At 53.9% G+C, this 22,499-nt stretch carries 24 protein-coding genes, 1 pseudogene and 1 other annotated feature; of the genes and pseudogenes, 22 read left to right on the top strand and 3 right to left on the bottom strand.

Annotated elements, in window-relative coordinates; translation table 11 throughout:
• Nucleotides 1–22: 22 nt before the first annotated feature.
• The 7 genes from RB620_RS20200 (at nucleotide 23) to RB620_RS20170 (ending at nucleotide 3,741) form a co-directional block, all read left to right on the top strand.
• Nucleotides 23–430, top strand: coding sequence for an HIT family protein (locus RB620_RS20200; RefSeq protein ID WP_308097439.1), 408 nt, complete (start codon nucleotides 23–25; stop codon nucleotides 428–430).
• A gap of 185 nt (nucleotides 431–615) precedes the next feature.
• A complete protein-coding gene (locus tag RB620_RS20195; RefSeq protein ID WP_308097436.1) occupies nucleotides 616–1,029 on the top strand; it encodes an NUDIX domain-containing protein in 414 nt (137 codons plus the stop codon).
• Complete coding sequence (locus RB620_RS20190; RefSeq protein WP_308097434.1) at nucleotides 1,013–1,564, top strand: pyridoxamine 5'-phosphate oxidase family protein; 552 nt, start codon at nucleotides 1,013–1,015, stop codon at nucleotides 1,562–1,564. The genes RB620_RS20195 and RB620_RS20190 overlap by 17 nt, the downstream gene beginning before the upstream one ends.
• A 54-nt stretch (nucleotides 1,565–1,618) precedes the next feature.
• Nucleotides 1,619–1,963: a putative immunity protein gene (locus RB620_RS20185; protein WP_374121437.1), complete on the top strand. Its 345-nt coding sequence runs from the start codon at nucleotides 1,619–1,621 to the stop codon at nucleotides 1,961–1,963.
• A gap of 9 nt (nucleotides 1,964–1,972) precedes the next feature.
• Complete coding sequence (locus RB620_RS20180) at nucleotides 1,973–2,440, top strand: GNAT family N-acetyltransferase (protein WP_308097430.1); 468 nt, start codon at nucleotides 1,973–1,975, stop codon at nucleotides 2,438–2,440.
• 34 nt (nucleotides 2,441–2,474) lie between these two features.
• The gene (locus RB620_RS20175; RefSeq protein WP_308097428.1) at nucleotides 2,475–3,008 is read left to right on the top strand and encodes a GNAT family N-acetyltransferase; all 534 of its coding nucleotides are present in this window, start codon (nucleotides 2,475–2,477) and stop codon (nucleotides 3,006–3,008) included.
• Between the two features lie 172 nt (nucleotides 3,009–3,180).
• A complete protein-coding gene (locus RB620_RS20170; RefSeq protein WP_308097426.1) occupies nucleotides 3,181–3,741 on the top strand; it encodes a GNAT family N-acetyltransferase in 561 nt (186 codons plus the stop codon).
• Between the two features lie 94 nt (nucleotides 3,742–3,835).
• On the opposite strand, the gene RB620_RS20165 is transcribed toward RB620_RS20170, so the two are convergent.
• On the bottom strand, nucleotides 3,836–4,354 hold the full coding sequence (locus RB620_RS20165) for a TlpA family protein disulfide reductase (RefSeq protein ID WP_308097424.1): 519 nt from the start codon (nucleotides 4,352–4,354) through the stop codon (nucleotides 3,836–3,838).
• Between the two features lie 100 nt (nucleotides 4,355–4,454).
• Between RB620_RS20165 and RB620_RS20160 the strand changes: the two genes are divergently transcribed.
• From RB620_RS20160 to sdaAA, 11 genes and pseudogenes are all read left to right on the top strand, one after another.
• Complete coding sequence (locus RB620_RS20160) at nucleotides 4,455–4,973, top strand: GNAT family N-acetyltransferase (protein WP_374121435.1); 519 nt, start codon at nucleotides 4,455–4,457, stop codon at nucleotides 4,971–4,973.
• Between the two features lie 125 nt (nucleotides 4,974–5,098).
• Nucleotides 5,099–5,821 (top strand): YebC/PmpR family DNA-binding transcriptional regulator, encoded by a 723-nt coding sequence (locus RB620_RS20155; protein WP_308097422.1) that lies wholly within the window; start codon nucleotides 5,099–5,101, stop codon nucleotides 5,819–5,821.
• A 108-nt stretch (nucleotides 5,822–5,929) separates the two neighbouring features.
• Nucleotides 5,930–6,457 (top strand): YfiT family bacillithiol transferase, encoded by a 528-nt coding sequence (locus tag RB620_RS20150; protein WP_308097420.1) that lies wholly within the window; start codon nucleotides 5,930–5,932, stop codon nucleotides 6,455–6,457.
• Between the two features lie 182 nt (nucleotides 6,458–6,639).
• Nucleotides 6,640–7,080 carry a DUF6376 family protein gene (locus RB620_RS20145; protein WP_308097418.1) on the top strand — a complete coding sequence of 147 codons (441 nt, stop codon included), beginning with the start codon at nucleotides 6,640–6,642 and terminating at the stop codon, nucleotides 7,078–7,080.
• A gap of 95 nt (nucleotides 7,081–7,175) precedes the next feature.
• Nucleotides 7,176–8,363, top strand: coding sequence for an MFS transporter (locus RB620_RS20140; RefSeq protein WP_308097417.1), 1,188 nt, complete (start codon nucleotides 7,176–7,178; stop codon nucleotides 8,361–8,363).
• A 77-nt stretch (nucleotides 8,364–8,440) separates the two neighbouring features.
• On the top strand, nucleotides 8,441–9,109 hold the full coding sequence (locus tag RB620_RS20135; protein ID WP_308097416.1) for an NAD-dependent epimerase/dehydratase family protein: 669 nt from the start codon (nucleotides 8,441–8,443) through the stop codon (nucleotides 9,107–9,109).
• A gap of 5 nt (nucleotides 9,110–9,114) precedes the next feature.
• Complete coding sequence (locus RB620_RS20130) at nucleotides 9,115–9,768, top strand: DNA alkylation repair protein (protein ID WP_308097414.1); 654 nt, start codon at nucleotides 9,115–9,117, stop codon at nucleotides 9,766–9,768.
• Nucleotides 9,769–9,779: 11 nt separating this feature from the next.
• On the top strand, nucleotides 9,780–9,923 hold the full coding sequence (locus tag RB620_RS20125) for a helix-hairpin-helix domain-containing protein (protein ID WP_308097413.1): 144 nt from the start codon (nucleotides 9,780–9,782) through the stop codon (nucleotides 9,921–9,923).
• 172 nt (nucleotides 9,924–10,095) lie between these two features.
• Nucleotides 10,096–10,197: pseudogene (locus RB620_RS20120) on the top strand (epimerase); the annotation flags it as partial.
• Between the two features lie 19 nt (nucleotides 10,198–10,216).
• Complete coding sequence (sdaAB, locus tag RB620_RS20115; RefSeq protein ID WP_308097411.1) at nucleotides 10,217–10,900, top strand: L-serine ammonia-lyase, iron-sulfur-dependent subunit beta; 684 nt, start codon at nucleotides 10,217–10,219, stop codon at nucleotides 10,898–10,900.
• On the top strand, nucleotides 10,897–11,793 hold the full coding sequence (gene sdaAA, locus RB620_RS20110; RefSeq protein ID WP_308097409.1) for an L-serine ammonia-lyase, iron-sulfur-dependent, subunit alpha: 897 nt from the start codon (nucleotides 10,897–10,899) through the stop codon (nucleotides 11,791–11,793). The genes sdaAB and sdaAA overlap by 4 nt, the downstream gene beginning before the upstream one ends.
• Nucleotides 11,794–11,864: 71 nt before the next feature.
• Here the strand turns inward: sdaAA and RB620_RS20105 are convergent, their stop codons facing one another.
• On the bottom strand, nucleotides 11,865–12,404 hold the full coding sequence (locus RB620_RS20105) for an NADPH-dependent FMN reductase (protein WP_308097407.1): 540 nt from the start codon (nucleotides 12,402–12,404) through the stop codon (nucleotides 11,865–11,867).
• Between the two features lie 487 nt (nucleotides 12,405–12,891).
• Between RB620_RS20105 and RB620_RS20100 the strand changes: the two genes are divergently transcribed.
• Both RB620_RS20100 and RB620_RS20095 read left to right on the top strand, forming a co-directional pair.
• Nucleotides 12,892–14,157 carry an MFS transporter gene (locus RB620_RS20100; RefSeq protein WP_308097405.1) on the top strand — a complete coding sequence of 422 codons (1,266 nt, stop codon included), beginning with the start codon at nucleotides 12,892–12,894 and terminating at the stop codon, nucleotides 14,155–14,157.
• A complete protein-coding gene (locus RB620_RS20095; protein WP_308097403.1) occupies nucleotides 14,154–15,014 on the top strand; it encodes a fumarylacetoacetate hydrolase family protein in 861 nt (286 codons plus the stop codon). The genes RB620_RS20100 and RB620_RS20095 overlap by 4 nt, the downstream gene beginning before the upstream one ends.
• Nucleotides 15,015–15,032: 18 nt before the next feature.
• Here the strand turns inward: RB620_RS20095 and RB620_RS20090 are convergent, their stop codons facing one another.
• On the bottom strand, nucleotides 15,033–16,232 hold the full coding sequence (locus RB620_RS20090) for an oxalate decarboxylase family bicupin (RefSeq protein WP_308097401.1): 1,200 nt from the start codon (nucleotides 16,230–16,232) through the stop codon (nucleotides 15,033–15,035).
• A 162-nt stretch (nucleotides 16,233–16,394) separates the two neighbouring features.
• Nucleotides 16,395–16,652, top strand: a binding site (T-box leader).
• A 71-nt stretch (nucleotides 16,653–16,723) separates the two neighbouring features.
• Between RB620_RS20090 and RB620_RS20085 the strand changes: the two genes are divergently transcribed.
• Nucleotides 16,724–18,397 carry a glutamine--tRNA ligase/YqeY domain fusion protein gene (locus RB620_RS20085; RefSeq protein ID WP_308097399.1) on the top strand — a complete coding sequence of 558 codons (1,674 nt, stop codon included), beginning with the start codon at nucleotides 16,724–16,726 and terminating at the stop codon, nucleotides 18,395–18,397.
• Between the two features lie 200 nt (nucleotides 18,398–18,597).
• A complete protein-coding gene (locus RB620_RS20080) occupies nucleotides 18,598–22,497 on the top strand; it encodes a CARDB domain-containing protein (protein ID WP_308097397.1) in 3,900 nt (1,299 codons plus the stop codon).
• The last annotated feature ends 2 nt before the right edge of the window (nucleotides 22,498–22,499 follow it).

Below are 22,499 nucleotides of genomic sequence, written 5' to 3'. Positions count from 1 at the left end.
GATCGGAAGGAGCGGATGATACGTGGAGTGTCTCGGTTGCAGGTTGGCCAACAATAAAATAGAAACAAACATCGTCTACGAAGACGAATACGTCACCTGTCTGCTCGACATCGATCCCATACACGAGGGTCATACGTTAATCCTGCCCAAGGCGCATCTGACGGAGCTCGAATCGATCGATGAGGTTACTCTGCTGGCCATCATGCGCGCATCGGCACGAATCGCTGCCGTATTAAAAGAAGCGTACCATCCCGACGGCATATCGATCATGCAAAACGGAGGACTATTTAACGACCTTAATCATTATCATATGCATGTATTTCCCCGTTACGATAACGATGGTTTCGGTTGGATGGAACCGACGGTAAGCACATCCCCGCGAAATAGCTTGCAAAACGTGCGGGACCTATTAGTCCGAAAATTAATGTAGTTAACTATCCAATCTCTATCACTAGGGAGGTTTTTTCGTGCCGTATCCTGATCTTGCTGCGTTTCCCACATTATCCAAGACGATCGATTGGGGCGAAGTAAAAGCCCAATTTGCTTTCGCCGACAAGGTCCGACGAGCGGTTGGTCAGCAATGTCAGCATCGTCCCTTGCGTCGGAGATCGGTATGTGATTTTCCAAGTCGACAATGGCATGTGGGAGCTGCCCGGAGGAACGTTGGAGCCGGGAGAACGATATATGGAAGCGCTGCGGCGCGAGGTTATGGAAGAGCTTGGCGGCGAGCTTCAGTCCTATGCCATTATCGGGCAGTTCAATTGCGAGTCGAGCTCAGCTAGTCCCTTTAAGCCCCATATTCCTCATCCCCGATTCGTGAGGGTTATGGGATACGGTCAAGTCAAGCTGGTCGGCAAACCACTGAATCCGGCTGACGGAGAACAGGTCGTAGCCGTAGAGGTCGTCGGGATCGATGAGGCGATTCGCCGATTCGAGAGTGTAGGCCGCTCGGATTTGGCCGAGCTTTATCGTCTGGCGGATGTGATTCGAAAACAAACGGAGGTGCATCATTTTGGGAACCGCATATGAATCGATTCGGCCGGAGCATGAAGCTTTTATCCGGGAACAGTACTTATTTTTTGTAGGAACGGCAGCGCCGGACGGTCATGTTAACCTTTCGCCGAAAGGGCATGATGTATTTCGTATCTTATCGCCAAACCGCGTCGCGTATCTCGACTTGACCGGCAGCGGCAACGAAACGAGCGCTCACTTGACGGTTGCCGATCGGATCACGTTCATGTTCGTCGCTTTCCAAGGAAAGCCGCTCATTCTGCGGTTTTACGGACGCGGTAAAGTCATCTTGCCGGGATCGGAACAATGGGAAGAGTTAGCGCCGCTCTTCGAGCTGATGCCCGGACACCGGCAAATTATTGTGGCGGACATCGATATCGCGAAGACGTCATGCGGTTTCAGCGTACCGTTTTATAGCTATGACGGCGAACGGAATACGCTTCTTGATTGGGCGAACAACAAAGGGGAAGAGAAGCTGACGGAATACCGGAAGCTCAAAAATTCAACAAGCATGGACGGAATCCTTACGCCGATCGGCGAATCCTTGCTTTAACGGACCTGTCGGTCTGTAGGCGATAGGTTATTCACCCATGATCTTCTAGGAGGGATCACGTTTGGACCCCGGCGTGCAATCGAAGCGGGGCGGGCCTGGTCGAGGAAAGAGATTCCGATGAGTGAAGCGCGTGCTGCCGCCTTCGCGGCGCATGCGGCGGCGCGCGACGCAGGCCATGCAGCTGCATGCGCGGCCGCGAGAGCGGCGGGACATGCGGCCGCGACGGCTCATGTCGCCGGGCATGCCACACATGCGGCTACGTACGCCGCCAAAGCGGCAGCCTTTGCGTCCTGCCCGACCGAAGCAACCGCAGTCACGACCGCGGAACGCATCTGGCAATATCAACAGTTGCTTCAACGGGAGGCATACATTCAATCGTCGCCAACCGAGAAAGGTTAGGAACGCAGCATGAGGTTTGTACCTTCAACGGAAGAAACTTTGCTTGAAGAGCTGAAAATCATCAATTCCAACGTATATTACAACAGAATTGTCAAGGGAAAGCCAACCCTCACGATCGAAGATGTAGCGGAAGAATGCGCCGAAGCGCGCCAATTCGGCGCGGAACGTTATTTGATCGAAACGGATGACCGTTTTATCGGGATTTTGGAGTTGCTTATGCACAATCCAAAAGACGGCTGTACATGGTTGGGGCTACTAATGATGAAGCGAGACCATCAGAGGCAGGGATTGGGTTATGCCGCGCTTGAACGATTCTACGATTTGTTGAAGGCGCGCCAAGTCTCAAACTTCCGGTTAGGCGTCGTCGTGCAGAACGAACCCGCGCATCTCTACTGGCAGCGGCAAGGCTGCATTCAGGTGAAGACGACAATGAATAATGATGGTCAGGAAATCGTCATTTACGAGAAAACGCTATAGGGATAACCGGATCGGTCAGGGGGCGCAAGTTACGATGAACATCATTCGCACGATTACGCAAGAAGAAGCAGAATCCTTCTGGGCTCTCCGGTTAGAGGCGCTGCAGACGAACCCGACCGTATTTGGAAGCTCATATGAAGAAGCTCTTCATACTTCTGCAGAGGTTGTTAAGGAGCGGCTGCGATGCGATGGTAATCAATTTGTATTGGGCGCTTATTCCGGCGAGAATCGGCTCGTTGGCATGGTCGGATTTAAGCGGGAGACATCGATTAAGGCCAAACATAAAAGCTTTATATGGGGAATGTATGTAACGCCGTCATTCCGTCAGCACGGCATTGGCAGGCTGCTGATGGAAGAGGCTTTACGCCGTGCTTCCGCCATGCATGGACTCGACCTTGTTCTACTTTCAGTCGTCACATCGAACGAAGGGGCGCGCAAGCTCTATCATTCTTTGGGATTCGAAACCTATGGAACGGAGCGCTGCGCTTTGAAGATCGGCGGAGTCTGTTACGACGAAGATCATATGGTGTATTGGATACCTACATTACGGGCGAAGGATGAGGTATGAAATGATTTTGGAATCGGCACTTCTCAAGAGGATAGTTTTCGAAGACCGCGGCTCCATGCTCGCGAAACGGTACGCCCATTAAAAAGGGTGTACCGTTTTTCGTTTGCTATCGGGTGGCTATGCTATAATGATTGAACTCAAAAATAGCCCGCAAAAGGAGACGAATCCCATCATGACGATAGAATTACATACGGAGCGATTAAGGTTGAGGAGGCTGGAACCAACGGGTGGTGACGCTGCCGCGGTGCTCGACTACTTCAAACGGAACGAACGGTTTTTGGAAGCGTGGGAAGTGAAGCGAGAGGCAAGTTATTATACGCTAGATGCGCAGACGGATCTATTACGACAAGATCAAGCAATGATGAACACGAGCCAGATGTCTAAGTTTTGGCTTTACAAATGCGGCGAGCCGGAACGGATTATCGGGTCGGTTGCGCTCAGCAATATCGTCCGCGGCGCTTTTTTGTCTTGTCACCTTGGTTACCGACTAGATGAAGCCGAGCTGAATAAGGGGTTCATGACAGAAGCGATCGGGAGAGTCGTTGCTTATGCATTCGAAGAGCTGGGGCTGCACCGGATCGAAGCGAACATCATGCCGCGTAATACGGCATCGCTTAAGGTCGTGGAGAAACTTGGTTTTCGAGACGAAGGACTGGCGCTGCGCTATTTGAAAATAAACGGGAAATGGGAGGACCACATCCATATGGTCCTCCTTAACGAAGAGCTGGAATAAACAAGATTCACTCATTGCGGGCAAAAGATGAAATCAAACGGCTGCGATTTTCACTTTTTTGTAGACAGACGATTTGTCATAATGGGATCAGCAGCTACCCATTCTTCAATAGCTTCCGGAACGAGGAGTCTAACGTCTCCAAGTCGGTCGAGCCTATGATGGAGTCGGTTACCTTGCCCTCTGTGTTCACGAAATATAATGCGGGGAAGCCGTCGCCACCGTATCTGGCGTAAACGTCGCCTTTCAGGTCGAGTAGAATTGGGTACGCAAGCGCATGGCGTTCCGCGTAGGCGCGCACTTCCGATAAGTCGTCTCGATTCGTGATGTTAATGCCGATCAGATTAATACGATCCTTATATTTTTCATGTAGGGCCGCCATCTTCGGCGCATCTTCGTTACAGTATGTGCACCAGGACGTAAATAACGAGATGACCGTAGGCTTCTCGGCGAAGTCGACCGTGACCGCTTCGTTGGTGCGGAGTTCGGGCAATTGGATTTGGGAAGCTTGGACTGTAGCTGCCTTGCCATTCCAATTGGTTAACCCGATGTAACAGATGAAACCGACCGCGAGGATCGCGATCGAGATATTCAATATTTTTTCACCGCGTTTCAATCGAAATCATCCTTTCTTGATCGCCAATATCCATTACTAACCATTATACGCCAACCTAGGAAAGTATCATAACTATATCAAAAAAATTGGAGAGATTATCATGTCGAATCCTATGATCTCAATCGTCGAAGTCACTCGTGAATCAATGAATCCGGAGACGCTCCAAGCGTTAGCCGAGTTGCTTGTCAACGTCGTCGATGACGGCGCGTCCATCGGTTTCCTGCCGCCCTTCTCCTTCGAACTAGCTCGCGCGTATTGGGAAGAAGTTCTGCAGCCAGGGGTATTGTTATGGATCGTCAAGCGCGATGACGCCATTGTCGGCACGATCCAGTTGCAGCTTGCGATGAAGAGCAACGGGTCGCATCGCGCCGAAATCGCGAAGGTCATGGTCCATACCGGTTACCGCAAACAAGGAATCGCAAGATCACTTATGCTAACCGCGGAATCGAGAGCGAAAGAGGTAGGAAGAAGTTTGCTCGTGCTAGATACAAGAGAGGGAGATCCATCGAATCTATTGTACCTGTCGCTTGGTTATACGGAAGCCGGGCGCATCCCGCAATACGCTCGTTCGGCCACAGGAACGTTAGACGGCACCGTGCTCTATTATAAGCTTGTCTAGCGACTCGTTCGATTTCGGATAAACATAAATCTAATGCGGTCAAAAATCAGCTTCCCGCTTATCCATTCCTCCTCAAAATCGGTTATAATGTTGGAGGATAGAAAATTGTAGAAAGTGGGAGCAGCATGGGTCGTAAATGGAATAACATCAAAGAAAAGAAAGCATCCAAAGATGCCAATACAAGCCGCATATACGCGAAGTTCGGAGTCGAGATTTACGTTGCGGCGAAGAAGGGCGAACCGGATCCGGAATCCAATCGCGCACTGAAGGTCGTTCTGGAACGCGCGAAAACGTACAACGTGCCAAGAGCCATCATCGACCGAGCGCTCGACAAGGCGAAAGGAAGCGCGGACGAGAATTACCAGGAGCTCCGTTACGAAGGTTTCGGTCCGAACGGGTCCATGGTTATCGTGGACACGCTCACCAATAACGTGAACCGGACGGCTCCGGCCGTACGCGCCGCGTTCAATAAGCAGGGCGGCAGCATGGGCGTGAGCGGATCGGTTTCCTATATGTTCGACGCAACGGCCGTGTTCGGCGTATCCGGCAAGTCGCTGGAAGAAGTGATGGACATCATGCTGGAAGCCGACGTCGACGTGCGCGACATTCTCGAGGAAGAAGATTCCGTCATTGTCTATGCCGAGCCGGATCAATTCCATGCAGTTCAGGAAGCGTTCAAGAAAGCGGGAGTGGACGAGTTCACCGTTGCCGAATTGACGATGCTCGCCCAGAATTACGTAACGCTGCCAGGCAACGATGCCGAGGCGCAATTCGAGAAGCTGATCGACGCGCTGGAAGATCTGGAAGACGTGCAGCAGGTTTATCATAACGTTGAGCTTGAAGACTAATTGAACTGCAGCACATGGTGAAACGGCTGTCGCTGTCCTTTGGCGGCGTGGCGCGCTTCATTCCGAGAATTCTAAGCTCGGATAAGGTGCAAAAAGGGAGATGGAGACATGGATTTACGATATCCGATTGGCCAGTTTGCACATGCCGGCGATATTGATGCCGAGCAAAGAGAAGCATGGATTCGGGACATCGCCGAGCTGCCGGCATTGTTGAAGGAAGCGGTCAAGGACTTAAGCGAGGAACAGTTGAATACGCCATATCGCGATGGCGGTTGGCAAGTGCGCCAAGTTGTTCATCATATCGCGGACAGCCACATGAACAGCCTGATCAGGTTCAAGCTGGCGCTTACAGAGGAGCATCCGACAATCCGTCCGTATTACGAGGAAAGATGGGCGGAGCTGGCGGATACGACTGACGAACCCATCGATTCCGCGCTGGAATTAATCGATGCTATGCATCGCAAGTGGATCACGTTATTGCGGGCGATGAGCGAGGAGCAATTCGCGCGAACGTTCTATCACCCCGGATCGGGCGAGACCGTCCGTCTAGACACGAATCTCGGCATCTATTCCTGGCATGGCAGGCATCATTTGTCCCATATCACCAGGCTTGCGGATCGCTCGGGCTGGAAATAACATCATCAGCGAATTAACTAAAAGCGCAAACGGGTGGTACGCACACGTTTGCGCTTTTTTTGGCCACGATAGAATTGAAACCATAGAACGGTTGTTTGCGTAATGCAGGGCAAGGGTAATCCTTATGATAGAAAACAATACACGATACGCCAGTTTATATCGGGCCTAGGGAGGCATGTCAATTGAAGAGTAAAGGACTTGCGGTTATTTTGGCCGTTACGTTATTCGTCGCACAAGGCTGCGGCATCTTGGACGGGATCGGTCAGACGGTGAATTTCGCCACGGAAACAACGACTTATATGGACTCGCTGAAAACTTTCGGAACAGAGATGAATACGCTCGCCGAGCAAGCGGTTGCCGATCTGGATGCGAGAACGGATCTGAAGGAACGCATCCTGGCCTTGAAGGAACAGATCGTTCAATACGAAGGGTTAACCGTTCCTGATTACGCAAAGGATCTGCATGCTTCGATCGTTCAATACAACGAGAACCTGCAAACCGGCCTTGACCAGGCACTCACGAACATTGAACAGGGGAGAGCCGCGTTCGACGCGACGGGTATTCCCGACACGCTTAACAAATTAAACGAGCTATTGGGACAAATCAACCAGTTGGCTCCTTAACGAGAAGCCGGGGTATATTGCGCAGCCTTGTTTTGCGGGTTACAATGGATAAGAACATATGATCCGTCAAATGAGCAAGGAGAGTGCACCAGGTTTTGACATCCAAGAACTACTCATCGTTTTCATTTTCTTCGCACTATCGTTTAATGGCCTTGCTGCTCGTCGTCGTCATCGCGGGGATGAGCCAAGGCCTGCTTTTGCCTCTATTATCCATTATGTTGGAGCATTCGGGCGTTTCTTCCGATCTGAACGGAATCAACTCGGCGGCCATGTATATCGGTATTTTCTTGACGATGTTCATCATCGAGAAGCCCGTTGTAAGGTTTGGCTACAAGAAGGTGATCGTAACCGGCATTCTACTCGTCACGATCTCGACACTGCTATTCCCAGTCACGCAAACATTAACGGCATGGTTCATTCTCCGGTTGCTGGTGGGCGTTGGCGACAGCTCGCTTCACTTTGCAACGCAGCTATGGATCGTCAGTTCAAGCCCGGCGGATAAACGGGGCAAGTATATATCCTTATACGGCATGGCGTACGGCGTGGGCTTCAGCATCGGTCCGCTTGGCATAAACTTGCTTGCTCTCGGTCAAGCACTCCCGTTCGTCGCAAGCAGCCTGTTCTTCACGGTGGTGCTGCTCCTCGTGCTTCGGATGAAAAACGAATGGCCGGAGAAAGCCGCGAAGGATACCGCCGCGGAGAATCGGTTTATCCGAACGTATCGGCTCGCATGGTTCGTCTTGATCCCGGGACTTCTGTACGGGCTGATGGAAGCATCCATGAACAGTACTTTTCCGCTATATGCCATTCGAATCGATATCGGCCAGCAATGGATTTCGCTGCTGCTTCTCGCCTTCGGCATCGGCAGTTTGATCCTACAGCTGCCTCTCGGCGTTTGGAGCGACCGAATCGGGCGCAAGCCTGTATTGATCGGCTGCGGGTTCATCGGCGCTTTCGCTTTCCTTACTGTGCCTTTGGCAGGGGACAATATTGCTGTATTGTTTGTCCTATTCATGGCGGCTGGAGGCGTCGTCGGTTCCTTCTTCTCGCTCGGACTAGCTTATGCGGCCGACATACTGCCACGGAACATCTTGCCGGCTGCGAACGTCATTGCTTCGATTCACTTCAGTCTGGGCAGCGTGATGGGACCGACGTTAGGCGGCTTCGGCATGCAATACGTGTCCTCGCATAGCCTGTTTTTGTTCCTTGGCGCAGCTTTCCTTTTCTTCGCCCTGCTCGGCTTCGGCTTCCGTCCGAAAGCCCAGCAGATCTCTTCGGGATGAGCGAAGAGGGCGTTCAGGAATTAGGATAAATTCTAATAAATCGTAAAACTTACTGTGGCAAAGGATGAATCCATTCGATGAAAGTGATCATAACGGGCGTCACCGGCATGGTCGGAGAAGGCGTCTTGCACGAATGCCTCTCTCATCCATCCGTTCTTGAAGTGCTGGTCGTGAACCGCAAGCCATGCGGCAAGTCGCATCCGAAGCTGAAAGAGATTATCCATAACAACTTCTACGAGCTGAGCAGCATCGAAGACGAGCTCAAAGGCTACGACGGTTGTTTCTTCTGTTTAGGCGTCACGTCCGTCGGGTTGACAGAGGAGTCGTATTCGCGAATCTCTTACGACCTTACTCTCCAAGTGGCATCTACCTTAGCCCGCTTGAATCCGGAAATGGTATTTTGTTACGTATCCGGCAGTGGCACGGACAGCTCGGAGCGCGGCAGAAGCATGTGGGCCAGGGTGAAAGGACGCACCGAGAACCATCTTATGTGGCTGCCTTTCAGGCGCGCGTATATGTTTAGGCCCGGATATTTGCATCCTACCCCCGGTTTGAGCAACGGCCATCGCTACTACAAGTGGCTGAGTCCGCTTTATTATTTGCTTCGCCCATTCTTGCCCAATCAACTGCTGACGCTTCGGCAGCTCGGACTCGCGATGATCCATTCCGTCAGTCGCGGTTATCCCAAGGCGATCCTTGAGACAAAGGATATCGCTTATCTCAGCAAACCGGAAGGAGCTCGTTAGCTCTCATGACCATCGAATCACTAGTCGAGATGTTTCGCAGCAACGGCAATGCGGAGGATGCGCGCGCGATGGACGCGTACATGAAAGACCATTTTCCCCATCTCGGAATCCGAACTCCGCAGCGGCGCGAGCTTCAGAAGTCGTTTCTGAAGTTGCATCCGCCTCAGAAGGAGTGGATTCCCATTCTATGGGCCCTGCCGGAGCGGGAGTTCCAACTGATGGCCGTTGATCTGCTCGTGGGGATGAAGAAAAAGCTGACCGCCGCCGACTTGCCAATGGTGGAGACGGTTATCACGAATAAGTCATGGTGGGATACCGTCGACTTAATCGCGTCGCATGTTGCCGGCAGCATCTTCCGCAAGGACGAAGACGCAAGAAGAACCTTTTTGAAGCGGTGGATTGAATCTCAGAATATGTGGCTCAATCGGACGGCCATTCTTCATCAGCTGACTTACAAATATGATAACGATGAAGCATTGTTGTACGAATGTATCCTACCGCATATAGGTTCGGGCGAGTTTTTCCACCAGAAAGCGATCGGCTGGGCGCTTCGGGAATACGCGAAGGTAAATCCGGACGCAGTGAAGACGTTCGTGGCCACCCATCAATTGAAACCGCTTAGCGTTAGAGAAGCGTTGAAGCATTTTCGAGAATCGTAATCGAACAAGCCTTGCATGGCATTGGCATCACGACGCTCGATCAACTCGCGGGCATAACCGAAGCCGAACTCATGAAGCTTCACGGCATGGGGCTGAAAGCAAGGGATATTCTCAAAGCGGCACTACTGGAACGCGGACTGTCGTTCGCGAAGTAGTTAAAGGAAAACCGCCGTGTCAACCCATTCCAGAGGTGCGGATTATGCGGATCAAGATCGAAATCATCGGTCCCCCAACGATTGTAGCCAAAACGATTTTCCGGTTCCCGTTTCTGATGGACAAATCGCTGTAACATGACGCGATTTGTTCTTTTTATTATATTTAATGTCAAGCCAATCGACGCTTGGAAGAGAACGGATATTCGAATATCATTCGCATAAGAATGGGACGCTAATGGCAATGTATGGCCTAAACTATGCCATCGATATGCGATAAGGACGGGGGACATCAAATGCGATTCAAGGACGTATTCTCCATCATCGGACCAAGCATGATCGGACCTTCCAGCTCTCATACCGCAGGAGCCGTTCGGCTTGGCATATGCGCACGGCAGGCGCTAGGCGACATGCCGACGCATGCCGAGATCCGTTTCTTCGGTTCGTTCGCGGATACGTACGCGGGCCACGGAACGGATCTTGCCATCGCCGCAGGTTTGCTCGATCTCGAAACCGACGATCCCCGCATCAGGCATTCGATCATGCTTGCCGAGCAACTGGGCATGTCGATCAAGTTCGTGCCGATGACGAGGCCAAGCGCGCATCCGAACACGGCCGCTATGCTGCTAAGGAAGGATGAGAGAAGCGTATCGATGACGGGCTGCTCTATCGGCGGAGGAAACATCGAAATTATCGGCGTGAACGGCTTCGATGTGAAGTTCACGGCCGTATACCCGACGATTCTCATCTATCATCGGGATCGTCCGGGCATGGTCGCGGAAATATCGGATATCGCTCGCCAGGCTGGCATTAATATCAGCTACATGGAAGTCGATCGCAAAACGCGCAACGGCGAGGCGTTAACCGTCATCGAGAGCGACGAACGATTCGATCCCGAAGCGGCGCGGCGGCTCGAAAGCTTGGCCGATGTCAAGGAAGTCAGCATTATCGATTTGTCGAGGAAGGAGACAAGGCCATGAGATTTTCAACGCTGGATCAGCTCAAGGTATTATGCCAGGCAGAATCGGTCACGATCGGCCGTCTCATGGTGATCGAGCAAGCGCATGAAACCGGCAGCAGCGAAACGCAAATCATGGAGCAGATGACGGCCTATTACGGCATCATGAAGGAAGCAGTGCGCAAGGGGCTGGAAGAAGACACAACTTCAAGGAGCGGATTAACAGGCGGCGATGCGAAGCGCGTCATGACGTTCTTTGGAGATACCGGCATGCCTGCTCTCGGCGAATCTGCTTGTAAGGCCATGGCCTATGCGCTGGCTGTCTCGGAGGTGAACGCATCGATGGGACGTGTTATCGCGACGCCGACCGCGGGATCCTGCGGTATCATCCCAGGCGTGTTCGTCAGCACGCAGGAGCGATTCGGCTGGACGGATGATCATATGGTATACGGCTTGTTCGCCGCCGGCGCAATCGGCTACGTCATCGCCAATAATTCCTTCGTCTCCGGAGCCGAGGGCGGCTGTCAGGCCGAGGTCGGATCCGCAATCGGCATGGCCGCTGGCGCGTTGACGGAGCTGCGGGGCGGAACGCCGGAGCAAGCGGTCCATGCCGTCGGTCTGGCGCTGAAAAACTCCCTCGGCCTCATCTGCGACCCCGTAGGCGGTCTCGTCGAAATTCCTTGCATCGTGCGCAACGGATTCGGTTCGGTGACGGCGCTTGCGGCCTCCGATATGGCACTCGCAGGCGTTCGGAGCGTCATTCCTTCGGATGAAGTCATCGACGTGATGCTGGAGGTAGGCTCATCCATGCCGGAGAAGCACCGCGAAACCGCCAAGGGAGGACTCGCCCAGACGCCTACAGGCCGCAAGATCATGTATCAACTGTACGGGAAGGGAGGCACGACCAAAAAATGATCGACGTCAATATAAAAGCACTTAGAGCGGACTCGAATCCGTCTCTAAGTGCTTTTGTTTGGGTCAGCCGATTATGAACGCAGCGTCTTAAGGGCGCCGCTCCATGCGAGAACTTGGTCCAACATGCCGTTCACGTTCGTCAAGTGCAGATCCGCCGGCTTAAACGCGCCGTTATCGAAGTCGGTGAACAGCGAGAGTGCGGGGTGAACGCGCACGTCTGCGACGGACAGTTCGCCGAGGATGCCGCGAAGATGTTCGGCTGCTCGCGCGCCGCCGACTGAGCCATAGCTGACAATGCCTGCCGCTTTGTTATTCCAAGCGTCGCGGGCGTAATCGAGCGCGTTCTTGAGCGCGCCCGTGATGCTATGGTTGTATTCTTGGACGATGAAGACGAATCCGTCCAAGCTCGCCAGCTTCGTATTCCAGGCGGTCGCTTGCTCGGTAGCGTCGGCTTCGCCGAGAAGTGGAAGCTTGTAGTCCGCGATATCGACGATTTCATAATTGGCGTCGCCGCGTTTGTCCGCGATTCCTTTCACCCATTCCCCTACCTGCGGGCTCACGCGGCCCTGTCTTGTGCTGCCAAGAATGATACCGATGTTTAATGCTGCCATTTCTCTTTCCTCCTCGATCTATTTGTTTTTTCCAGGCCTATTTCTTAAATAACCAAATTCACCCGGATTCATTCACAATATAGGATAATTTTGGAGAAAGCAAGCGCCTAGAGGACTAGGCCGTCGCTGAGTACGTGTTCAAAAAGTCCGGTTTTCAGCACAAGAGCGTATGCTTCCGAAGCTGCGTTTTTTTCAAAAACGCTGAAGAAGATTGGATGAAGCTAGAAAATGAGGAGCGGAGCGTAGTGATAGCTACGTGAGCACCTGCAATGTTTCCGGAGGAAACATACTTCGTAAGCATTCGCTTAGTTTCGGCTGAATTCAAGATTCGATGTCGAATACGCTACCTGGTATACTTCGTGATCAAAAGTGGACTTTTTGAACAACCACTATATTATTGGCTATAGCCCTAACGAACGATTTCCGTCATAATACGAATAAAGCTTGAACTCGCTAACTTTCAATGCAAGTCTAGAGGAGGGTGGAAATGGACGAACCATTAAACCAACAGAAATTATTCAAACGAACGATGATTGTCGTTCTTTTATCCCAGCTGTTCGGAGGAGCGGGGCTTGCCGCGGGCGTGACCGTCGGCGCGCTGCTTGCCGCAGACATGCTGGGCACGGAAAGTTACGCCGGCCTTCCATCGGCTCTACTGACGCTCGGTTCAGCCCTTGCTGCGTTTCTGATCGGCCGGTTCACGCAGCGATTCGGCCGCAGACCGGGGCTTGTCACCGGGTTCTTGGCCGGCGGTATCGGCGCGATCGGCGTTATTCTGGCTGCCGTGTACGAGAACGTCATTCTGCTATTTCTATCGCTATTCATCTATGGCGCGGGCACGGCAACCAATCTTCTAGCCAGGTATGCGGGTACGGATCTTGCGAAGCCGAATCAACGGGCAACCGCGATCAGCATGGCGATGGTATCCACGACATTCGGTGCCGTTGCGGGCCCCAACCTGGTCGACGTCATGGGACGGTTCGCAGAATCGATCGGCATCCCCGCGCTTGCCGGACCGTTCCTTCTCGGGGCAGCCGCGTTTATCCTAGCAGGTCTAATCGTGTTCATCCTGCTGCGCCCCGATCCATTTTTTGCGGCCCGGTCGATTGCCGAGCAGCAGAAGAATGCGGGTGAAGGGCTTGGCCAGGGCATCTTGGCAACCGTCAATAAAAGAGGAATCGCCGCTGGCGCTTGCGTTATGCTGTTGACCCAAATGGTCATGGTCGCCATCATGACTATGACGCCTGTCCACATGAAACATCACGGCCATGGGCTGACGGAAGTCGGCGTCGTCATCGGCATTCATGTCGGCGCGATGTTTCTGCCTTCTCTCGTGACCGGCATGCTGATCGACAAAATCGGACGCATGCGAATGGCGATCGCCTCCGGAATCGTGCTGCTCCTCGCGGGGCTGCTTGCCGCCTACGGCTCAGGAGATTCCATGCCGATTCTGATCACGGCTCTGGCCCTGCTGGGCTTAGGCTGGAATCTTGGATTGATTAGCGGCACGACGCTCATCGTGGACGCTACGCCGCTATCAGCAAGAGCCAGGACCCAAGGCAACGTCGACGTGCTCGTCGCGCTTGCCGGCGCATCAGGCGGAGCGTTGTCGGGCGTCATCGTGGATTATTCCAGTTATGCGGCTCTATCGTTAGCCGGCGGATTATTATCCTTGCTGTTAATACCCGTGTTGTTATGGTCTAATGCGAAACCTCGCACGGAAACGAATGGACAGAGGAGCATCGAAACATGAAATTAACGACATTAACGATCGATGGACGAGAGCGAGCCGCCGTCGGCTTGCCAGGCGGTTACCTGCTGACCGAAACGATGAATGGCTCGTTCGGCAAGCAATGGGGGGAGTCGGTCGATAAGATTCTTGCGAATGGCGACATCCCTTCATTGCAAGCCTTTCTTCGCGAAGAAGGAAACAAACTTGATCAGTTGGCGCCTATTCCTTACGGGGAAGCCGTGTACGCGCCCTTGCTCCGCACCTCCAAAGCCGTATGGGGAGTCGGCGCGAACTTCAGGGAAAAAGCGGCCGAGATGGCCGTGACCCCACCAGACGGAGAGCCGATTTGTTTCCTGAAGCCTCCGACCACCCTTATCGGACCAGGCGAGCCTATACGGCTTCCTGGCTTGTCCGACCGGGTAACGGCGGAAGCGGAGATCGGCATCGTCATCGGCCGCACATGCCATCGCATTTCCGAAGAAGAAGCGATGGATGCCATTGCGGGATTCATCCCGACGCTCGATATGACCGCACAGGATATTCACGCACGCAATCCCCGATTTCTTGCCAGGGCCAAAGCGTTCGATACCTTCTTTAGCGTCGGTCCGTATATGCTGACGCCAGACGAATGTCCCGCTGCGGAAGATTGGATCATCGAGACGAGGCTGAACGGGGAGACGGCTTACCGGACCGACGTATCTTGCATGATCTATTCCATTCCATTCATCGTCGCTTTTTTCTCCAGCTTCATGACTTTGCATCCCGGGGATATCATTATGAGCGGTACGCCCGGTTCAGTCGCTTTGAAGCCGGGCGATATCGCGGAATGCCGGATCGCCGGCTTCGATCCCCTCCGCAACCCGGTGATCGCGGATTAAAGCTTCCGGAATGGCCAGCTACCGGTCCCGATTAAGATATGTAAATCCCGGATGTTTGACGACCGGCCGCTTCACTTTGTTCAACCGGGCAATGAAATCGGGTTTTACATGAAGGTTGCTTTCCACTAGCTGGGGAGGCGTCAATGCCATCCATTGATTCAGCGACAGGTCTTGGAACCTGTCGCTTTTGAACATTTCCAGAAACCATAATGTTTCCGTCCCCGTGTTCTGAATGTAATGGCCGAATGCGAACGGCACGTATCCGACGTCTCCCGCCCGAAAGTCGAAGGTGCGTGCGTTGCCTTCGGATCCGAATACGGTCATGCGGCCTTGACCGGTCAAATAATATTGCCATTCGTCGTTATTGGGATGCCAATGAAGCTCGCGCATGGCGCCCGGTTCGAGCTCGACCAGCGCGGCGGCAACCGCCTTGGAAATGGGGAAGACCGTGGAATCGACAATTCGCACGCTGCCGCCGGGCATCCGCATCGGGGGCTGCGCAAGCAATCGATAGGCGAAAGGAAGCGGAACGGTACCGTTCGGCGATTCGACCGCCTGCGTCGCGAGTGGGCCGGGAACGTCCGCTTGATAGATATAGAGCTGTTCCTTCGGGATGGCATCGAAATCCGATTCCGGCACGCCGAAGTTAGCCGACAGAACTTCCTTAGGCGTGTGCGCGAACCAATCGGAGATCGACAACGTGTTCAGATCGGAGAAATTGCCGTCGTCGAACACGAGTAGAAATTCGCAGCCTTCCTCCAAGCCCTGGATGGAGTGGGGGATGCCTGGCGGGAAGTACCAGAGATCGCCCGGTCCGATATCGGCGATAAAATTGCGGCCATTCTGGTCAACGGCCGTTATCCGGGCCCGACCAAGCAGCATATAAGCCCATTCCGCCTGTTGATGCCAGTGCAATTCCCGCACGCCGCCCGGCGTCAGATACATGTTAACGCCGGCTAGGGTCGTGGCGATCGGCAGCTCGCGCACCGTAATTTCTCTTGACCAACCGCCGTGATTCAACTGCATGTGGGTGTCCGAAAACGAAAATCTCATATTCGGGATGAGCCCGTTATCCGTTTTCGGCGGAACGAGCATATCCGGATTTTGCAGGTCCCGCATGACATCGCGCGGTCCGCGGTCTACGCCTCCGGCGCCGTCTGCGCGAATGGGTTGCGGCACTGGAACAGCTCCCGAATGGTTCTGACTATCATGAGCCATGCAATGATACCTCCCGCGTTCGTAATAATGTTGCCGTCGTAACTATGGTTATGTGCAGGCAAAGCGTAATATCCATTGCGCGGACGATTCCGAAAATTCAAACGAATCTTGCGATTTGGATTTACAAACAAACGATTTATTTGTTAGAATAATCCCCATATCCAAAACGCGACGACGAGAAGAGTAGGGAACAACGTTCTTGCACAGAGAGCTCCGCCAGCTGAGAAGGAGCCAAGGACCGTTCGCCGAACCAAGCCTCCGAGCCGCATGCCGGAACCGGAAGGGGATGGCATGACGGGAGCTCCCGTTACAGAGCTAGAGTATAAGCATGCCGCAGCGCTTCCATGCCGTACTTGAAGAGGTTAATATGGCGACATATTAATGAAGCTGGGGTGGCACCGCGACAACTTCGTCCCCAAGACATCATGTCTTGGAGGTGAGGTTTTTTTTGTTTGGCAAGCCATTACCCATTCATTAGGAGGAAGCCGATCATGGGCAACTTAGAGTTGGAAAATAATCACTTAGTCAGCCTGATTCGCAGCGAGCTCGAAATAAACCCGCTTGATCGGACGATGTGCACGAGATTCCCGCCCGAACCGAACGGCTACTTGCATATCGGGAGCGCTTATGCGATTCAAACGAACCATTCGATCGCGCGTATGTGGGGAGGCAGATTCCACTTGCGATTCGACGATACGAATCCGTTGAAGGAGGATCTCGTCTACGTTCAAGCGATCATCGAGGATATGAAGTGGCTAGGCTATGATCCCGGAGTCCATATTTATTACGGATCGGACTATTCGGATCGGATTTACGAGGCTGCGGCGACGTTAATTAAACATGGCAAAGCCTATGTCTGCGACTTGACACCCGAGGAAGTTGCTGCATTCCGTGGGACGTTGACCGAGCCCGGTCGGAACAGCCCTTACCGTGATCGGTCCGCCGAAGAGAATCTGAAGCTGTTCGAGGAAATGAAACAAGGCCGTTACACCGCCGCTTCCAAGGTTCTCCGCGCCAAAATCGACATGGCTTCTCCCAATATGAATCTGCGGGATCCGATTCTGTACCGCATCATCCACGCCGAACATTATCGGACGGGGAATGATTGGTGCATCTATCCGATGTACGACTTCGCCCATCCGATTCAAGACGTCATCGAAGGCATTACGTATTCGCTCTGCTCGATCGAATTCAAGGACCATAGACCGCTTTACGAATGGGTTCTCCGCGAGCTTGGCATCGCGAATCCCCCGCGTCAGCGGGAATTCGGCAGGCTTGGATTAACGGGCGTCGTCACGAGCAAACGGTTCCTTCGGCAATTGGTTGAAGGCGGTCATGTGGACGGCTGGGACGATCCGAGGCTGCCGACGCTTCGCGGACTAAGAAGGCGAGGCTTCACGCCGGCGAGCATCCGCGGCTTCATCGAAGAAATCGGAAGCATCCGCACGCAGAGCACGGTCGACGTCTCGCTGCTCGACCAATGTCTGAGGCAAAAGCTCAAAGACCAAACCGTGAGCGTGATGGCGGTTCTGGAGCCGCTCAAGGTCGTCATTACGAATTACCCGGAAGGGGAGTCGGAGCTGCTATCGATCGAGAACAACGCCGGCAACGGCGAGCTCGGCGCGCGCGAGGTTCCTTTTGCCAGAACGATATACATCGAACGGGACGACTTCATGGAAGATCCGCCCAAAGGATACCATCGACTGACGGTCGGCGGGGAAGTACGGTTGAAGGGAGCCTATTTTATCCGCTGCAATAGCATCATCAAGGATGCTGCGTCCGGCGAGGTTGCCGAGCTTCATTGCACGTACGACCCGCTGACGAAGAGCGGAACGGGATTCGCTGGCCGCAAGGTGAAAGGGACGATTCATTGGGTATCGGCGGAACATGCCGAGGAAGCGGATGTTCATCTGTACGACCGGCTGCTGCTGGACGAGAGGACGCCGAATGAAGAGAACGGGGAGTGGAGGGAGCTGCTGAATCCCGATTCTCTGATCGTGAAGAAAAATGTGTTGTTTGAGCCTTGCTTGAGAGGAGCTCAGCCGGGAGACCGGTTCCAATTTTTCCGACATGGCTATTTTGCCGTCGATCCGAAACATTCGTCTCTCGAGAAGCTGGTGTTCAACCGGATCGTGCCGCTCAAAGATTCTTGGAATCCGAAATAAAAATGCGAAAACCCGCTCTAGCAGCGGGTTTTGTCGATTGATCATACATTCCTTCATAGCCGGTCGATTGGGGCGACGATCCATGGAATCGCATACAGTTTACGTAGAAATACGTCTTATGGCTTGTAAGCGCTGTCCCTATAATGAGGGGTGGATAGAAGCATCGCTTCTGCCATTACCGAATCCAAAGGAGGATCATGATGCGCAACAAGTATGTCGTATGGTCATTAGTCGTCGCCCTGTTTTTCTCCAGCTTTACCTTCGCGATCGGACCGCTCGATGATGTAACGGCGGCTGGTGGACCGAACCTGACGCTGGGCAAAAACGTGACGGCTAGCGGCCAATCGCAAACGTACGCACCGGGCAATGTGAAAGACGGCAATCAAGGAACGTATTGGGAAAGCACGAATAATGCCTTCCCGCAATGGATTGAGGTCGATCTGGGGGCGAGTACAAGCATAGACCAGATCGTGTTGAAGCTTCCGGCTTCATGGGAGACCCGGTCGCAAACCTTATCCGTACAAGGAAGCGTGAACGGATCATCGTACATTGATATTGTCGGGTCGGCAAGTTATACATTTAACCCGTCTGTCGCAGGCAATTCGGTCACCGTCAACTTTGCCGCGACGAACACCCGTTACGTTAGAATCGCCGTAACGGCAAATACCGGCTGGCCGGCCGCCCAGCTATCGGAATTCGAGATTTACGGCTCGGGCATCGCGCCAACGCCTACTCCCACCGTGAATCCGACGCCGACGCCGGCAAGCGGCACTTATCAAGCGGAATCGGCTACATTAACCGCCGGGGCCAAAACGAATACGGATCATGCCGGCTACTCCGGGACCGGCTTCGTCGACGGTTACTGGACGCAAGGAGCGACAACGACGTTCACGGTAACGGCCGGGACGACGGGCAATTATATCGCTGCGCTGAAATACGCGAACGCGACAGGCAGCGCAAAAACGATCAGCGTTTACGTCAACGGAACGAAGATCCGCCAAACCTCGTTGCCTAGCTTAGCGAATTGGGATACCTGGAGCATCAAAGAAGAAACGCTTGCACTCAACGCAGGCAGCAATACGATCGCATACAAATATGACGCTGGCGATTCCGGAAACGTGAATCTGGATCAACTGACTTTGACCGCGACATCGACTCCAACACCAACGCCTACACCAACGCCAACTCCAACGGCTACTCCAACAACAACGCCAACTCCTACGGCTACTCCAACACCAACGCCGACACCGACGGCAACGCCAACACCAACGCCAACACCGACGCCTCCGGGCGGCAACATCGCCATCGGCAAACCAATCACGGCTTCCTCCAGCATATTTACTTACGTGGCGACGAACGCCAACGACAACAGCACCGACACCTATTGGGAGGGCGGCGGCAATCCCAGCACATTGACGCTCGATCTCGGGACGAACCACAACTTGACGTCGATCGTGCTGAAGTTGAACCCGGCTATAATATGGGCCGCGCGCACGCAAACCATTCAAGTGTTAGGTCATGATCAGAACACGACAACCTTTGGCAATCTGGTATCATCCCAAACCTACTCATTTAATCCTGCAACGGGCAATTCGGTCACGATTCCGGTAACGGCGACCGTGAAGCGGCTTCAGCTTTCGATCACGGCCAATTCCGGCGCGTCGGCCGGCCAGATCGCGGAGTTCCAAGTATTCGGCACGCCGGGACCGAATCCGGATCTCATCGTAACGGACTTGTCCTGGACGCCGGCAGCTCCGGTCGAGACGAACGCGATCACTCTTAGCGCCACGGTTAAAAACAACGGTAATACCGGCTCCGCGGCGACGACGGTCAACTTCTACTTGGGGAGCGAACTCGCGGGATCGGCTCCGGTCGGCGCGCTAGCGGGTGGTTCGTCGGCAACGGTTACCTTCAACGCGGGCGCCAAAACCGCGGCAACCTATCCTGTCAGCGCCATGGTCGACGAAAACAACGCGGTCATCGAGCAGAACGAAGCGAATAACGGCTTCAACAGCCCTGATTCGCTCGTTGTCGCCCCGGTAGCCAGCTCCGATCTCGTCGGCACGGTATCGTGGACGCCAAACAGTCCGGTCGTAGGGAACGCCGTCTCGTTTACGATCAACTTGAAAAACCAAGGCAACATCGCTTCCGCAGGCGGCTCCCACGCGATATCGCTTGCCCTGAAAAACCCGGCGGGCTCCACGCTGCAAACGTTCAGCGGCTCGTATAACGGGTCTCTTGCAGCCGGCGCATCCGTCAACGTAAATCTATCAGGTTCGTGGACGGCAACGAGCGGCGCATACACGGTTGCGCTGGCGATTGCTGCGGACGGCAACGAATTGGCCGTGAAACAAAGCAATAACAACAGCACGACGAGCTTGTACGTCTATTCCGCGCGCGGAGCAAGCATGCCGTATACGCGGTACGATACCGACGACGCAACTCGCGGTGGAGGCGCGGCCTTGCAGTCCGCACCTACTTTTAACCAAGCATTAACGGCTTCCGAAGCTTCCGGACAAAAATATGTTTCTCTTCCTTCGAACGGATCTTACGCGGAGTGGACGGTCCGGCAAGGGGAAGGCGGAGCTGGCGTGACGATGCGGTTCACGATGCCCGACTCGGCGGACGGCATGGGACTGAATGGCTCGCTGGACGTATACGTGAACGGCGTCAAAGTAAAAACGGTGCCGCTAACGTCTTATTACAACTGGCAATATTTCTCCAGCGACCATCCGGCAGACGCGCCGGGCGGCGGTCGCCCGCTGTTCCGGTTCGACGAGGTCCACTGGAAGCTGGATTCCCCGCTCATACCCGGCGACAAGATCCGCATTCAGAAGAGCAACGTGGACAGCCTGGAATACGGCGTCGATTTCCTGGAAATCGAACCCGTGCCTACGGCCATCGCTCGTCCCGCGAACGCCGTCTCCGTTACGGATCACGGAGCCGTGGCGAACGACGGCCAAGACGACTTAACGGCGTTCAAAGCCGCCGTAACCGCAGCCGTCTCTTCCGGAAAGACGCTTTACATTCCGGAAGGCACGTTCCATCTGGGCAACATGTGGGAGATCGGCTCCGCAAGCAATATGATAGGCGACATTACGATTCTTGGGGCCGGCATCTGGCATACGAATATCCAATTTACGAATCCGAACGCTTCGTCGGGCGGGATATCGTTCCGCGTGCAAGGCAAGCTCGATTTCAGCCATATCTATATGAACTCGAAGCTTCGCTCGCGGTACGGACAGCAAGCGGTGTACAAAGCGTTCATGGACAATTTCGGCACGAACTCCAAAGTCCACAACGTCTGGGTCGAGCACTTCGAATGCGGTTTCTGGGTGGGCGATTACGCGCATACGCCGGCGATAATCGCAAGCGGGCTCCTTATCGAGAACAGCCGGATTCGGAATAATCTCGCGGACGGCGTCAACTTCGCCCAAGGCACGAGCAACTCGACCGTACGCAACAGCAGTCTGCGGAATAACGGAGACGACGCGCTCGCCGTATGGACCAGCAATGTCAACGGAGCTCCGGCAGGGGTGAACAATACGTTCTCCTACAATACGATCGAGAACAACTGGCGGGCGGCAGCGATCGCGTTCTTCGGCGGCGGCGGCCACAAGGCAACCCACAATATGATCATCGACACCGTAGGCGGCTCCGGCTTCCGGATGAACACCGTCTTCCCGGGTTACCACTTCCAGAACAATACGGGCATCCTGTTCTCGGACACGACGATCATAAACAGCGGCACCAGCCAGGATCTGTACAACGGCGAACGCGGCGCGATCGACCTCGAGGCGTCGAACAATTCGATCAAAAACGTCACCTTTACGAACATCGATATTTTAAACACGCAGCGAAGCGCCATTCAATTCGGGTACGGAGGCGGTTTCGAGAACATTGTATTTAACAACATTAACATTAACGGAACGGGGCTGGACGGCGTCACGACATCACGTTTCTCGTCGCCTCACCCGGGCGCGGCGATCTATACGTACACCGGCAACGGCTCGGCCACGTTCAACAACCTGACAACAAGCAACATCGCTCATCCGAACTTGTACTTCATCCAGAACGGATTTAATCTGACGATTCAATAGTC

The sequence above is a fragment of the Paenibacillus sp. LHD-117 genome, from assembly GCF_030929555.1.
In the GTDB taxonomy this organism is placed as follows: Bacteria; Bacillota; Bacilli; order Paenibacillales; family Paenibacillaceae; genus Pristimantibacillus.
Note: the sequence above shows the minus strand (reverse complement) of the source record. Positions and strands in the feature narration are given on the sequence as shown.